Source organism: Alienimonas sp. DA493 (genome assembly GCF_043951915.1).
Lineage (GTDB): Bacteria > Planctomycetota > Planctomycetia > Planctomycetales > Planctomycetaceae > Alienimonas.
Window position 1 is genome coordinate 26,392 of the sequence record NZ_JBINJD010000010.1, and the last position, 14,891, is coordinate 41,282.

Annotated in this window: 10 protein-coding genes; 6 read left to right on the forward strand and 4 right to left on the reverse strand. The window is 71.7% G+C overall.

Going from position 1 to position 14,891, the window contains the following annotated elements; all coding sequences use genetic code 11:
* Positions 1 to 55: 55 nt before the first annotated feature.
* From ACG2DA_RS02725 to ACG2DA_RS02735, 3 genes are all read right to left on the reverse strand, one after another.
* On the reverse strand, positions 56 to 589 hold the full coding sequence (locus ACG2DA_RS02725) for a LysM peptidoglycan-binding domain-containing protein (protein ID WP_395253927.1): 534 nt from the start codon (positions 587 to 589) through the stop codon (positions 56 to 58).
* A 151-nt stretch (positions 590 to 740) separates the two neighbouring features.
* Positions 741 to 2,654, reverse strand: coding sequence for a 1,4-alpha-glucan branching protein GlgB (gene glgB, locus ACG2DA_RS02730; protein ID WP_395253928.1), 1,914 nt, complete (start codon positions 2,652 to 2,654; stop codon positions 741 to 743).
* 221 nt (positions 2,655 to 2,875) lie between these two features.
* Positions 2,876 to 3,745, reverse strand: a complete 870-nt coding sequence (locus ACG2DA_RS02735) for a hypothetical protein (protein WP_395253929.1) — start codon at positions 3,743 to 3,745, stop codon at positions 2,876 to 2,878.
* Positions 3,746 to 4,064: 319 nt separating this feature from the next.
* Between ACG2DA_RS02735 and ACG2DA_RS02740 the strand changes: the two genes are divergently transcribed.
* From ACG2DA_RS02740 to dusB, 6 genes are all read left to right on the forward strand, one after another.
* Complete coding sequence (locus ACG2DA_RS02740) at positions 4,065 to 5,108, forward strand: PhoH family protein (RefSeq protein ID WP_395253930.1); 1,044 nt, start codon at positions 4,065 to 4,067, stop codon at positions 5,106 to 5,108.
* A 209-nt stretch (positions 5,109 to 5,317) separates the two neighbouring features.
* Complete coding sequence (locus ACG2DA_RS02745; protein WP_395253931.1) at positions 5,318 to 7,825, forward strand: HD family phosphohydrolase; 2,508 nt, start codon at positions 5,318 to 5,320, stop codon at positions 7,823 to 7,825.
* Between the two features lie 38 nt (positions 7,826 to 7,863).
* The gene (gene ybeY, locus ACG2DA_RS02750) at positions 7,864 to 8,442 is read left to right on the forward strand and encodes an rRNA maturation RNase YbeY (RefSeq protein WP_395253932.1); all 579 of its coding nucleotides are present in this window, start codon (positions 7,864 to 7,866) and stop codon (positions 8,440 to 8,442) included.
* Positions 8,443 to 8,475: 33 nt separating this feature from the next.
* The gene (locus ACG2DA_RS02755; protein ID WP_395253933.1) at positions 8,476 to 9,873 is read left to right on the forward strand and encodes a hemolysin family protein; all 1,398 of its coding nucleotides are present in this window, start codon (positions 8,476 to 8,478) and stop codon (positions 9,871 to 9,873) included.
* A gap of 61 nt (positions 9,874 to 9,934) precedes the next feature.
* Positions 9,935 to 11,989, forward strand: a complete 2,055-nt coding sequence (gene pheT, locus ACG2DA_RS02760) for a phenylalanine--tRNA ligase subunit beta (protein WP_395253934.1) — start codon at positions 9,935 to 9,937, stop codon at positions 11,987 to 11,989.
* A gap of 76 nt (positions 11,990 to 12,065) precedes the next feature.
* On the forward strand, positions 12,066 to 13,178 hold the full coding sequence (gene dusB, locus ACG2DA_RS02765) for a tRNA dihydrouridine synthase DusB (protein WP_395253935.1): 1,113 nt from the start codon (positions 12,066 to 12,068) through the stop codon (positions 13,176 to 13,178).
* 157 nt (positions 13,179 to 13,335) lie between these two features.
* Here dusB and ACG2DA_RS02770 read toward each other — a convergent pair whose 3' ends face one another.
* Positions 13,336 to 14,859, reverse strand: a complete 1,524-nt coding sequence (locus tag ACG2DA_RS02770; RefSeq protein WP_395253936.1) for a cytochrome P450 — start codon at positions 14,857 to 14,859, stop codon at positions 13,336 to 13,338.
* Positions 14,860 to 14,891 lie beyond the last annotated feature (32 nt).

Below are 14,891 nucleotides of genomic sequence, written 5' to 3' on the forward strand. Positions count from 1 at the left end.
TCAGCCGGAGAGCTCGGCCTCTCAGTCGGAGGGAACGCGGTCCGCACAGCGGACCCTACAAGCGGTCCGGAATCCGCAGCGTCATGCCGACGCGCAGGGCGTCCGGGTGCTCCAGCACGTCGCGGTTCGCCTCGTAGATCGCGTGATACTTGCGGTGACTGCCCAGCGTCCGCTCCGCGATGCCGGTGAGGGTGTCACCGGGGGCGACGGTGTAGGTCTGCGGTTCGGCGGGGGGGGGCGCTGGCTCCTCGGGGAACTCGTCGAGCGGCTCCGGAAACGGGGGGAGCGTCTCCGCGGACGCCAGCGGGGCCGCCGGCGGGAGGACCGGCGGCGGGCCGACGGCGGGCACCGGCAGCGGCGGCGGGCCGACGGGCGCCGCGGCGACGGCGGGGGGCGTCGCCGGAGGCGCCAGCCGCACGGGCGGCGGGGGCGGGGCCAGGTCCGGCGGGGCGTCGGCCGCGTCGGCGTCCGCTTCGACCCCGGCGAGGGCCGGATCGACGGCGGCCGGGTCGGCCCGGAAGCAGAACGCTCCCGCCACGCCCAGCGCCAGCAGGGAAAGCGACAGCCCGATGCGGAGGTCCCGGTTCACGGCGTTGCGGCGAAGGAGGAGCGGGGGCGCCCTCCTTGGTGCGCGACAGGTTCGCCTCCGACATCGACGCCCCCGCCGGTCGTCCGTCAGCCGATCGTCCGCGCGCGGCGCGAACGGTTCGGGCGCGGTCCGGCTGGCCGCGTCGTAACGATTACCGGGACCGCTTGGCGTCGTTCGACGGCAACGCCTTGCCGTCGATCGATTTCGCCGGCCGCGGGGGGACCGCCTGACCGGTGAGGGCGTCAAACACGACCGCCCCCAACGGCGGCAGGCTGATCTGCACGCTGTGCTTGAAGCCGTGGGAGGGGATCTCCTCGCTGTAGACGCCCCCCTGATTGCCGACGTTCCCGCCCTCGTAAATGCCGGCGTCGCTGTTCAGAATTTCTTTGTAATACCCCGGGACCGGCACGCCGAGGCGGTAGTCCGGCCGGGGGACCGGGGTGAAATTGAACGCACAGAGCAACTGGGCGGAGCCGTCCGCCGTCTTGCGGAGGAACGCCAGCACACTGCGGGCGGCGTCGTCCCCGCTGATCCACTGAAAGCCGCGTTGGTCGCAGTCCGTGGCGTGCAGGGCGGGGCGGGTTCTATAGAGGTGGTTCAGGTCTCCGAGGAACCGCCGCACGCCGTCGTGATACGGCTGGCCCTCCAGAGCCCAGTCCAGTTGGGCGTCGTGGTTCCACTCGGTCCACTGGGCCAGTTCGCCGCCCATGAACATGAGCTTCTTGCCCGGGTTGAGCCACTGGCAGGCGAGGAGCAGCCGCAGGTTGGCGAACTTCTGCCAGACGTCGCCCGGCATTTTATTCAGCAGCGAGCCCTTGCCGTGCACGACCTCGTCGTGCGACAGCGGCAGCATGTAGTTCTCGCTGAACTGATAGACGCTGCGGAACGTCAGCTCGCCCTGATGATAGCTGCGATACAGCGGCTCCCGCTCGAAGTAGCGGAGGGTGTCGTTCATCCACCCCATGTCCCACTTGAAACTGAAGCCGAGCCCGCCGTTGTAGGTCGGGTGGCTCACGCCGCCCCAACTGGTGCTCTCCTCGGCGATCGTCATCACGCCGGGGAAATCGCGGTGCAGTTCGACGTTCAGTTCCTTGAGGAAGTCGATCGCCTCCAGGTTTTCGCGGCCGCCGTATTTATTGGGCACCCACTCGCCGGCCTTGCGGCTGTAGTCGAGGTAGAGCATCGACGCCACCGCGTCGACCCGCAGGCCGTCGACGTGATATTTCTCGATCCAGAACCGGGCGCTGGCGGTCAGGAACCGCCGCACCTCGTCCCGGCCGTAATTGAAGATCAACGTGTTCCAGTCCGGGTGATAACCCTGACGGGGGTCGGCGTGCTCGTAGAGGCAGGTGCCGTCGAACCGGGCGAGGCTGTGGGCGTCCGTGGGGAAGTGGGCCGGCACCCAGTCGATGATCACCCCGATGCCGCGCTGGTGGCACGTGTCGACGAAGTGCATGAAGTCGTCCGGCGTGCCGAAGCGGCTCGTCGGGGCGAAGTAGCCGGTCGCCTGATACCCCCAGGACCCGTCGAACGGGAACTCCGTGATCGGCATCAGCTCCAGGTGGGTGAACCCGTACTGCTCCGCGTGATCGCAGAGGGCCTCGGCGAGTTCGTGATAGCTGAAGTACCGCCGCCCGTCAGCCGGGCGCCGCCAACTGCCCAGGTGCACCTCGTAGACGCTCACCGGGGCCTTGAGCCAGTCGGTGTCGCGGCGGTGGTCGATCCAGGCGGCGTCCTCCCAGCGGTGGCGGGAGAGATCCCAGCAAACGCTCGCCGTCTGCGGGGGGTGCTCCGCGTGGAAGGCGAACGGGTCGCTCTTCTCCAGCAACTCGCCGGTGCGGGTGCGGATGGCGAACTTGTAGCGGTCCCCGCGGCCGAAGCCGGGGACGAAGCCCTCCCACACGCCGCTGGAACTGCCCCACAGTTCGTCCGAGCCCGCGTTCCACCCGTTGCCGTCGCAAATCACGCTGACGGACTCGGCGTTCGGGGCCCAGACGGCGAAGCGGGTGCCGGCGACCCCGTCGCGTTCCTCGGGGTGGGCGCCGAGGTGGTCGTACAGGGCCATGCGGAGGCGGCCGGGGGATTCGGGGAGAAGCGGGACGGGGCGAGGACCGTACCGCCCGCCGCTTCGCCCCCGCAACCGCCGCCCCCGTTCCGAACCGCCCGAACCCCGCTCGGGGCGAGCCCCGCCGGTCCCAATTCACCCACCCGGACCCGGGCCGGACCCGGGAGCGGCCCCGCGGAAGGACTCCCCGGCGCGAGCCCGCACGCCGGTCGGGCGGCGCCTCAGCCGGAGAACGCCCGAAAAATGCTCCGCCGCCACGGCGGGGACGGCTTCGACGGCGGGACGTCGTCCTCGTCGTCGTCGGGCTCCGCCTCCGCCAGCCGCGAGGCGGCCGGCCGGTCGTCCTCGTCCTCCGCGTTGGAGGGGGCGTAGCGGTCGGTCACCGGCTCGGTGAAGTGATCCGCGGCGGCTTCGAAGTCCACCGACCGCGGTTCGTCGTCCTCGTCGTCCTCGGCGAAAAACGAGACGACGTTCCGCGGTTCCGGCGGGCGGGGCGGCGCCGCCTCGGGCACGATTTTGGTCGCGGCGACGGCCGGCGGCGCCGGAGCGGGGGGGGCCTTCGGCTCCTCGGCCTTCGGCGGCTCGGCCACCACGACCGGGCGCGGCGGGGGCGGGGCGAGGTGCTGCCAACTGCCGCGGGCGGCCCCGGCGCCGTCGGACGCCTCCGTCCCCGGACGTTTCGTCGCGGCGCCGTCCTTCGCGGCGGGACCGGCGGCGGTCGATCGGGCCGGCGGGGCCTCCGGGCGGTGGACGAAGGGCTTCGGCGAGAGGTCTTCCGCGTCGGCGTCGTCGGTCGGGGGCGGCAGCGGGGGCAGGCCGGCGTCCAGGCGGGCGAACCGGTCGTGCACCACGACCTCCCGATCGCCCTCCTCGTCCAGCAGCGTGCGGGTGCCGTCGGAGAGCACCGCCCGCAGGAACGGGCGGCGGGCGGCGTCGCCGTCGGGCTCCGGCACGCCGGCGCCGACCTCGTAGGACGCGACTTCGCCCTCCTCGCGCCCGGCGGCCCCGGCGTCGGCAGCCCCGTCGCGGGGCTCCCCGTTCTCCTGAGAACGCTGGGGGGGGCGGTCCGCGGCCATGTTGGGCGGGAGCAAGGGGAAAGCGGGGAACCGCCCCATCTTAGCGGGCGATCTCCCTGTTCCCATCGTCCGTTCGGACCGGCGCCTTGAGCGCGACCCCTATCGTCGCTCAGGTCGGTCCCGCTTTTCCCCGCGGCGGAGCGGCCTACCATCAGGCCCCGAGACTCCGTTCACCGACGTCACAGGTCGCCCCGCCGGCGCCGCGTCCCCGCGGCGCCCCGGGGCCGATCCCGTCGGCGGTCGCCGGCTCGGGCGAACCCGCGTCACCCCCACGGCGTCCTTCCCCTCCCCGTCCTCCCGTCAGGCCCGCCGACCCCGTCGGCCGCAACGCATCGTGTCCGAAGCCGTCCTCCGGTTCCCCGACCCGGATCAGGTCCGCGTGGTCTTCGGCCACCGGGACCGCCACCTGCGCAAGGTGCGTGACGAACTCGGCCTCTCCGCCGTGCTGCGGGGCGAAGAGCTGCGGCTCCGCGGCGACCGGGAGCAGGTCCGTCACGGCAAGGCGGTGTTCGAGGAACTCGCCCGGTTGGCCCGCCGCGGCGGCCGCGTCGAGACCGCGGACGTCTCCCGGGCTCTCGCCGGCGAGTTCTCCCGCCCCTTCGACCCCGTGGAGGACGGCCCCGGCGATCGCTCCGCCCTCCCCCCCGCGTCGGCGTCGCCGTTCGCCGGCCCGCTCCCGGATCGTTCCGCCTCGACGAACGGCGACGGCGACGGGAGCGGCGTCTCCCTCTACGAGAAAAGCCGCGAGGTGAAGCCCCGCAGCGCGGGGCAGGCGGCGTACATCGAGGCGATCCAACAGAAGGATCTCGTGTTCTGCACCGGCCCGGCCGGCTGCGGGAAGACCTACCTCGCCGTGGCGATGGCCATTCACGCCCTGCGGACCGACCGCGTTCGCAAGATCGTGCTGGCCCGCCCCGCGGTGGAGGCCGGCGAGAAGCTCGGCTTTCTGCCCGGCGACATGCTCGCCAAGGTGAACCCCTACCTCCGCCCGCTGCTGGACGCTCTGAACGATATGCTCGATTACGAGCAGGTCCGCCGGTACATGGCGAAGGACATGATCGAGGTCGTCCCGCTCGCCTTCATGCGGGGCCGGACGCTGAATTCCACGTTCATGATCCTGGACGAGGCCCAGAACACGACCGTCACCCAGATGAAGATGTTCCTCACCCGCATGGGCGAGGAATCGAAAATCGTGGTCACCGGCGACGTGACGCAGCTCGACCTGCCCGACGACGTGCCCAGCGGCCTGAAGGACGCCGTGGGGCGGTTGTCGAAGGTGGAGGGCGTCGGCGTGGCGAACCTCGGCCGGGCGGATATCGTGCGGCACAAGCTCGTCCGCGACATCGTTCAGGCCTACGACGAAGACGCGCACGGCTGACGCCGCCCCGTCGTCCCGTCCCCCGGGGCGAAGCTCCCTCGGCCGTGCCGCCCGCCGGTCCGTCGTGCCGGTCCGTCGTGCCGAACGGGGCGGGTTTGCCGCCTCGGGGGGATCGGGTCGAGCGTCCGGGGCGGGACGGGTTCGCCCCGACGGTCGCCTCGGGGGTAGCATTCCCGCAGGTCCTCCCCCCTCCGGCGCCCGCCCCCGGCGTGAACGTCCCGTTTCTCACCCGCAGCAAGCCGTCCCGGGGCGGGGCGCCCGCCGGCCGTTTGCTGACGGCGAAACCCCCCTCGGCCCGGCCCGGAACGCGCGGCGGGAGCGGGGCCGGCGGGAGCAAATCCTCCGGGCGGTCCCGCTCCTCCTCGTCGAAGAGCCGCGGCGGCCGCAGCGGTTCGGGGAAGTCCCCCCCGGCGGAGACGTGGCGGGACGCCCTGCTGACCCGCCGCGGGGCGGCGGCCCGGCTGCTGATGGCGGCGGCGGCCTGCGCGGCGTTGGTCGTCGCCGTGCAGGGCTGGGAACCCACTCGGCAGACCCGCCTGGGCGACTTCGCCGGGGACGGTATCGCCGCCCGGGTGCCGTTCGAGGTGGAAGACAGCATTCAGACCGAGAGCCGCCGGGCGACCGCCCGGGCCGCGGTCCCGCCGATCTTCCGCAACGACCCCTCCAAACTGGCGGGGCTCGACGCCCTGTTCAGCCGGCAGCTCAAGACGTTGGCCTCCTCCGAGAGCTGGGATCAGGTCCCGGCGCCCGCCCGGGCCGCGTTCGGTCTGGCGGTGTCGGAGGCCGGCGAGAACCGGGAGGCCGCCGAAACCGCCGCCCGCAACCAGTTCGGCACGTTCCGCAGCGTGCTGCTGGGGCTCCCCGTCGAAAGCGCCGACGATCGCCCCGCGGCCCCGGAACGGCTCGAGGTCCTCACGCGGGAACTGCGTCCCCTGTTGCAGGCGCTGGGGCAGATCGGCACGTTGAACGAGGAGGCCCTGCGGGCGAACGACCTGGCGGACGACACGTTCATCCTCGCCCTGGACCCCGGGGAGCGGGCCCCCCCGCCGGAGACGCTCTCCGAAGCGGCGGTGCCCGCGCAGCAGCACACGATCGACTGGCTGCTCACGCAGTCGGAGAGCCTGGACGTCGCCTGGAACGCCGCCCCGGGGCTCTCCGCGCTGCGGGCGCCGGTGGAGCGGTGGTTGATCCGATCGGTGCCGGCGTCGCTGACGGCGGACCCGGCGGCGACGGAGGAGGCGAAGCTCGCCGCCGAACGGGCCGTCCCGCCGGCCGTCACGCTGTTCGTCCGCGGGCAGATTCTCGTGCCGCCCGGCGAGGTGATCGACGGCGATGCCGCCAACCTGCTCGCCGAGGAACACGCCGCCCTGGTGGAACTGGCGGGGCTGGAGGCCCGGCTGACCCGGGCGGCCGTCGTCGCCGGCGTGCTGGCCGTCATCGCCGGGCTGATCGGGGCGTTCATCCAGCGGAACGAACCGCGGCTGATCGTCGATCCCGGCCGGCTGGCCTCCTATCTGGCCCTGATCGTCGCCGCGGTGGCTCTCGGGCGGTGGCTCTCCTTCGACCCCTGGCGGGCGGAGGCCGTGCCCGTGCTGGCCTGCGCGATGACCTTCGCCGTCGCCTACAACCAGTGGCTCGCCGGGCTGACCGGGCTGGCCGTCAGCGCGATCGTGGTGTTCAGCACGACGGCGGACCTCGGCCACCTGCTGGTGCTCAGCAGCGCGGCGGCGGCGGCGGTGCTGCCGCTGTCGCGGGTGCCCAGCCGCTCGACCGTCATCGGCGTGGGCTTTTTCGCGGCTGGCGTCTACTTGACGGTCAGCGTGTGCGTGGGGCTGATCGAACGCCAACCGTTCGTCGCCGACCTGCCGGACTCCTGGGCCGTCGCCCACCCGGCGCTGATGAACGGCCTCCGCGGGGCCGGGTGGTGTCTGCTGGCCGGATATTTCGTCGCCGGGTCGCTGCCGTTCATCGAGCGCAGCTTCGGCGTGGTGACGGACATCTCCCTGCTGGAGATGAGCGACGTCTCCCACCCGCTGCTCCAGGACCTCGTGCGGCGGGCGCCGGGCACCTACAACCACAGCATCGCCATGGCCACGATCGGCGAGACCGCCGCCGACGCCATCGGCGCCAACGGACTGCTGCTCCGCGTCGCGGCCTACTACCACGACGTGGGCAAGATGCTCAAACCGCATTACTTCATCGAGAACCAGACCGCCGAGGACCGCGGCCGGCACGACGAACTGGCCCCGGCGATGAGCACCCTGATCATCATCGGCCACGTCCGCGACGGCGTGGACCTCGCCCGCCAGCACGGCCTGCCGCAGCGGATCATCGACTTCATCGAGCAGCACCACGGCACCACGCTGGTCAAATACTTCTACCACGAGGCCGGCAAGCGGGCCGAAAGCGAACCGGGCCACGAGGGCGACGCCGAGGAGAGCGCCTTCCGCTACCCCGGCCCCAAACCGCAGACTCGCGAGGCCGGCGTGATGATGCTGGCCGACGCCGTCGAGAGCGCCACCCGCAGCCTGTCGGAGCCCACGCCCGGCCGGATCGAAAATTTGGTCAAGTCCATCACGATGGACCGCCTGCTGGACGGGCAGTTCGACGAAAGCTCCCTCACGTTGCGGGAGATCCGCATCGTGGAGGAATCGCTGGTGAAAAGCCTGATCGGCATGCACCACGGCCGCATCAAGTACCCGGACCAGAAGGACTGAGGCGCCCGGCCGACCGCCGCCCCCGCGCCCCCGCATTGATGAGCGACCGCCTGATCTCCGTCGCCCCCCGGGACGAAACCGGCACGCTCTCCGCCGCGGACCTGGAGCGGCTGTGCGACGCGGCCGGGGCGGCGCTGGACCTGTGCGGGGTCTCCCACGCGGCGATCGACCTGGCGATCGTCGGCGACGAGGCGATGCACGCCCTCAACCGCCGCTGGCTGGACCACGACTACCCCACCGACGTGCTGAGCTTCCTGCTGGAGGAGGGCGGGGGGATTGACGAAACGGACGGCGGCGGCTGGGCGGTCGCCCCGCGGGAGGGCCAGATCATCGTGAACCCGGACTACGCCGCCCGGGAGGCCGCCGGGCACGACTGGCCCGTGCAGGGGGCGCCGGGGCACGAACTGTCCGCCAGCCTGCGGGAACTGATGCTCTACGTCGCCCACGGCACGCTGCACGTCTGCGGGTACGACGACCAGACGGACGCCCAGCGGGCCGTGATGCGCTCCGCCGAGGCCCGGGCGCTGGCGGCCTGCGGCGTCGCGGTCCCTCCCGGACACGCCGGTCCCGTCGGACACGGCGGTTCGGGCGTATCCGGCGGGGAGCGCTCCGGCTAGACTGCCGGCCCGCTCTTTCCTCCACCGAGGTCCATGGAACCCCCGTTGCTGTACGCCGCCCTTGCCGGGGCGGCGGCGTTCGTCTGCGGCGTCTTCACGCAAAGCCTGCGGGAGTTCTCGCGCGGCAAACTCCACGACCTGTGCGCCGAGCGCGGCCTGGACGACCGCTTCGGGGAGGTGCTGAAGAACCGGGAGTCGGTGCTGGTCGTCACCCGGGCGGCCACCTTCGTGCTGAACGTCGTCTGCCTGCTGCTGGCGGCCGGCGGGCTGGGCCTGCCGCTGCCCGGGCGCGCCCCCGACGACGCCTGGACCCGGTGGGAGACCTGGGCCGGGTGGGCCGCCTTCACCGCCGTCGCCGTGCTGGCGCTCAGCGTGTTGCCCTGGACGGTGGCCCGCGTCACCTCCGAGGCCCTGCTGGCCCGGGCCTGGCCGCTGGCCAGCGCCCTGGCGACGCCCTTCGCCCCGTTCGTGGCGGTGTCGAACTATCTGGACCGCACGATGCACCGCCTCGCCGGTCGGGCGGATCCCGGGCGGGACGACGCCAGCGTGCTGGGCGAGGAACTGAAAAGCGTCGTCGACGAGGGCGAACGCGAAGGCCTGCTGGAGGAGAACGCCGGTCGGATGATCCGGCAGGTGATCGAACTGCACGACGAGGACGTCGCCGCGGTGATGACCCCCCGCACGGCCATGGATACCGTTCCGGCCTCCGCCACGCTGGAGGAGGCCCGCGAGCTGTTCATGGCCCGCGGCCACAGCCGGCTGCCGGTGCACGGGGAGAGCCTGGACGACATTCGCGGCGTGCTCTACGCCAAGGACCTGCTCGCCTCGCTCGGAGCCCCCAGGCAGCCGGGCGAACCGGAGCCCGGCGTGGTCGAACTGGCCCGCGAGCCGCTGTTCGTCCCCGACGCCACCAAGCTGGACACCCTGCTGAGCCGCATGAAGGCGGAGCAGACGCACCTCGCCCTGGTCGTGGACGAGTACGGCGGGGTCGCCGGGCTGGTCACGATGGAGGACTTATTGGAGGAGATCGTCGGCGAGATCGTCGACGAACACGACCCGATCACCGAGGCCGAGACCGGCATCCGCCGCCTCCCGTTCCCGGGGGGGGAGGTCTCGGAGCCGGAGGGCGACGAGGAGCCCCGCGACCGCCGCAGCCGTCTGCGGGCGGCGAAGGTCAACGGCACGCCGCTGCCACGCTCCTTCGAGGTCGAAAGTTGGGTGCGGACGGACGACTTCAACGAGGTCGCCGGCTTCGAACTGCCCGAGGACGGCGACTTTGACACCCTCGGCGGCTTCGTGATGAGCGAGATGGCCCGCGTCCCCGCCTCCGGCGAAACCTTTGACTGGAAAGGCGTCCGCGTCACCGTGTTGGAGGCCGACAACCGCAAGGTGACCAAGGTGCGGGTGGAGGACGTCCCGCCGGAGTCGTAACCTTCGCGGCCCGCTCCGCCCTCATGGGGCTCACGCCCCACGCTCGCCTGCACGGTTCCCTATGCTCGTCAGCCGCAACTGGCTCTCCGAACTCGTCGCGTTGCCGTCCGATCTGGACGAGCTGACGGACCGGCTCACGATGTCCGGGCTGAACCTGGAGGGCGTGGAGCCCTTCGCCGGCGAGACCGGCGACGACGTGGTGATCGACCTGGAAGTCACCAGCAACCGCGGCGACTGCCTCGGCCACGTCGGCGTCGCCCGGGAGATCGCCGTCCTCTACGGCCAAGAATTCAAAGCCCCGGCCCCCGTCGGGGAACACCGGCCGTCACCCTTAGGCGGCGCGCCGCAGGGGAAAACCGCGATCCCCGTCGAGATCCAGGCTCCGGAGCTCTGCCCGATCTACACCGCGCGGATCATCCGCGGGGTGAAGGTCGGCGAGAGCCCGCAGTGGGTGAAGGATCGGCTGGCGGCGCTGGGCCAGCGGAGCGTCAACAACGTCGCCGACGCGACCAACCTGGCGATGCTCGAGACCGGCCAGCCGTTTCACGCCTTCGACCTGAAAACGCTCGGCGGCGGCCGCATCGTCGTCCGGCTCGCGGAACCGGGGGAGAAATTCACCGCCCTCGACGGCAAGAGCTACGAACTGCCCGCCGGGACGGGGGTGATCGCCGACGAGAACCACCCCGTCGCTGTCGCCGGGGTGATGGGTTCGGAGGACAGCGAGATCGGCGCCGACACCGTCGACGTGCTGCTCGAAGCCGCCGACTTCAGCCCGAAGATGGTGCGGGACGCCGCCCGAGGCCTGAACCTGCTCACCGCGGCCAGCCACCGGTTCGAGCGCGGCGTGGACGTCTCCGCTCTGAACGACCACAGCCTGCGGTGCGCCGCCCTGATCACGGAACTGGCCGGCGGCGCGCTGGAAGAGGGCGTGACGATCGCCGGCACGCCGCCGACCGAACCGGACGCCGTCCCGCTGCGGTTCGACCGCGTCCCGGCCCTGCTGGGCATGGCGGTCTCCGCGGAGGAAAGCGAAGCGATCCTCAACCGCCTCGGCTTCGAAACGGCCGAGCGGAACCACGGCTCCGCCACCTTCCGCCCGCCCGGCTGGCGCCGCCGCGACGTGACCCGCGAGGCGGACCTGATCGAGGAGATCGCCCGCATCCACGGGTACGAGCAGGTCCCCGACGACGCCGTCATCCCCACCGCCGTCGCCGTCACCCCGACCCGCGACCGCGTCGCGGACGTCCTCCGCGAAACGTTCGTCGCCTACGGAGCCTTCGAGGCCTACACCCTCACCTTCACTTCGGAGCAGGAAGCGAACCTGTTCCGCCCGGACGGCGACTCTCCGCTCCTCACCGTCGAACACAGCAGCCGGAAGCGGGAGAACGTGCTGCGGCCCAGTCTGCTGCCCGGCCTGCTGAAGGCTCGGCGGGAGAACGAGCGGAAGGGCAACGCGAACGTCGCCCTGTTCGAGTTGGCCCGCGCCTACCTCGCCGCCGACCCCGGCGACCCGGCCGCGGAGCCCTCCCGCTTCGGCTTCGTCTGCGGCTGGGATTTTTTCCAGGCGAAAGGCGTGTTGGAGACGCTGCTCTCCCGCCTCGGCGTGACGGCCGAACTGACCGCCGAACCCTGCGATCACGCCCCCTTCGCCCCCGGTCGGGCCGCGGAGCTGAAGCTGAACGGCGAACGCTGGGGTTGGCTGGGGGAGGGGGACGAAAAAGTCCTCTCGGCGAACCCGTGGAACCTCCGCGGGGCGGTCACGCTGTGCGAACTGGACCTCGCCCCGCTGGAAGCGTTTTGCGAGTTCGTCCCGCAGGTCAGCCCGCCGCCGCAGTTCCCGACGGTGGAGCGGGACCTGAACTTCGTGCTGGACGAGGCGACCCCTTGGGCCGCCCTCGCCGCCGCGGCCCGCCAATCCGGCGGGGCGTTGCTGACGGACGTCGCCTTCGCCGACCAGTACCGCGGCAACAAGCTGCCGGCCGGCAAGAAGAGCCTCGTCGCCCGCCTGACCTTCCGCTCCCCCGACCGCACCCTCACCGGCGAGGAGGTCGACGCCGCCGTCGTCGAGGTGGTGAACGCCGCCAGCGCCGCCGCCGGGGCGGAGTTGCGGGAGTAGGGTCCGCTGTGCGGACCGTCCAGAGTGAGCCCAGTGAACCGAGCACGGTCCGCGGAGCGGACCCTACGATCTTTTCATGTCCGCAACCCTGTCCCCGCCCGCCGAAACGCTCCCTCCGGTCGCGGCTAAGGGACCGCGAACGCTCCGCTTCGGCGCCCTCGAACTGCCCACGCGCTGGCTGCTCTCACCGCTGGCGGGGTTCACCAATCTGGAGTTCCGCCGGATCGCCCGGTCGCTGGGCGGGGTGGGGCTGGGGACGACGGACCTCGTCAACGCCCGCGGGTTGCTGGAGGGGAGCAAAAAGAGTCTTGAACTGATCGAGACCGGACCCGGCGACTCGCCGTTCGCCGTGCAGTTGTTCGGCAACGACCCGCACCTGATGAGCGAGGCCGCCAAGCTGGTGGAGGGGCGGGGCGTCGATTCGATCGACATCAACATGGGCTGCCCGGTGGACCGCGTTTGTAAGACGGGGGCCGGGTCAAAGCTCATGCAGGACACCTCCCGCACCACGGACCTCGTCTCCGCCGTGGTGAAGGCGGTGGAGGTGCCCGTGACCGTCAAGATGCGACTGGGCTGGGACGACAAGCAACTGACCGCCCCGGACTTCGCCCGCCGGTTCGAGGACTGCGGCGTGACCGCCGTGATGATCCACGGCCGCACCCGGGCCCAGGGCTTCAGCGGCACGATCAGCCTGCCGGGAATCGCCGCGGTCTGCGACGCGGTCAGCAGCATTCCGGTCATCGGCAACGGCGACGTCCGCACGGTCGCCGACGCCGAGCGGATGCTGAAGGAAACCGGCTGCGACGGCGTGAGCGTCGGCCGCGGGGCCTTGGCGAACCCGTGGATTTTTCGTCAGCTCGTCCAGTGGGAGACGACCGGTTCCTACGACCCGCCGGGGTCGTTCGCGGACCGCATGGACTTACTGAAGCGGCAGTTCGGCGACCTGTGCGATCGGCACGGCGAGGAACGGGCCGTGCCCCGGTTCCGCAAGATGGCCCACTGGTACCTGAAAGCGATGAAGGTCCGGGCCGAACTGCGGGGCGTCGTCCAGCAGGCGAAGACCCGGGCCGAGTTCGAAGCCGCCCTGAAGCGGGTCTGGGACGAGGGCCCCGTCGGCCAACTCACCCGCACCGGCCTGCTGCCGGACATGCACGTCCCGGTGCCGAAAGGACCGGTCGAACGCTGGTGAGCCGCCTGCGGCGCCCGAGCCCCGACCGTGAGGGAGGGGCCGTTCACCCGGGTGCGGCCGTTTCCCCCGGACGCCGTTCGGCGGTCGCCGCCGGGCGGGATCGCGCGGCCCCGCCAGAGAGGCCCCTCCCTCACGGTCAGGGCTCGGCTCGCCGCCCCTACGCCGCCTTCCGCAACGCTTGCACATGCGTGTGGTCGAGGTCGACCAGCGAGTTGACGTTGCCGTGCACCGGGCGGTGCTGCCAGCGGCCGTCGGCGGGGTGGACCTCCATCGGCACCGGTGTGGTGGGGCCGAGCATCGTGGAGACGATCTTGGCGTCGACCGTGCTGCCGGGCACGCAGGAGAGCCGGTAGCGCTTGAGCACGCTGGGGATCACCGTCTTCAACACGGTCGTCGCCAGCATAGCCCCCAGGCAGAGCCGCGGGCCGCTGCCGAAGGGGATGTAGCCGTAGGAGGGCGGCTTGAGGTCTTCCCACCGCTCCGGCGTGAACCGCATCGGGTCCGGGTAGATCTCCGGCAGGTGGTGAGTGATGTACTGGCTGAAGATCACCGCGGAGCCGGGCGAGAGCTTCAGCGGGCCGAGTTCGACCGTCTCCGCCGTCAGCCGCTGGCTGTAGCCGCTGGCCGGCAGGCAGCGCATCGATTCCTTGATGACCCGGTCCAGTAGGGGTAGGGCGTCCGCCTCGCCGGGGGTAGCCGCGTCGCCGGCGACCCCGGCGGCGACCTCCGCGGCGAGAGCCTGCGCGATCTCCGGGTGCTGGGCGAGCAGGAACAGCGTCCAGGTCATGCTGTGGGCGGTCGTCAGGTGGGCCGCCCCGAACAGCAGCGTGACGTGGCCGATCAGCTCCGTATCCGTGATGCCGCCGCCCTCCGGATCCTTCTCGGCGGCGTCGATGAGGATGCTCAGCACGTCGCGGCCGGGCGGCTTGCCGCGGCGGGCGTCGATCATCGCCTGCACCTCGCCCTCGAGGTCCTCGGCCAAGTCGAGCAGTTCGTCGTAGCTGTCGAGGTACTCCGAATCGGAGACCAGCGCCCCCATCCCGGTGTTGTGGTTCAGGTGCACCCAGCGGTCGATCTTCTCGCCGGTGCGGTAGGCCAGCTCCGGGTCGTCCAGGCCGAACAGGATGGCGCTGGTCAGCTTCCGCATGTAGCCGTTCATCTCCTCATGGAGATCGATCGACCCGCCGACCTGCCAGTCGTTCAGCAACTCGGCGGTCAGCTCGGCGATGGCCTCGTGGTACGCCGGCATGATCCGCTTGGAGAACGGTTCCATGACCATGCGGCGGTGCCGTTTGTGGTCGGCGCCGTTCATCGTCAGCAGGCCGCTGGTCACGCGGCGCTGGGCGCTGCGGCGGTTGCCGCGGATGGCGAAGAACTTGCTGTGAAAGCGTTTGCCGTCGCTGAGAACCGTGCGGTTCAGCTCCGGGCTGAACACGAACGTCAGCGACATCCCGTCCTCGGCCCGCAACTGGGCCAGCGGGCCGTGCAGTTTGTGCAGCCGCATCATGCACGCGGCGGGATCGGCGGGGAACTCCCGCAGATCGCCCAACGTGATCGGCCCGGAGGCCGGCGGGGGCATCGGGACTGACGGGGCGGCGGTCGGGTCGGCGGGGCGGCCGGTCGTCGCGGCGGCGGCCGCCGCGGCGAACGGGCATCCGGCGTTGGTCGCGTGGGGCTGCATAGGGCGCGTCCAAGCGCAATCGGACCGGGAAA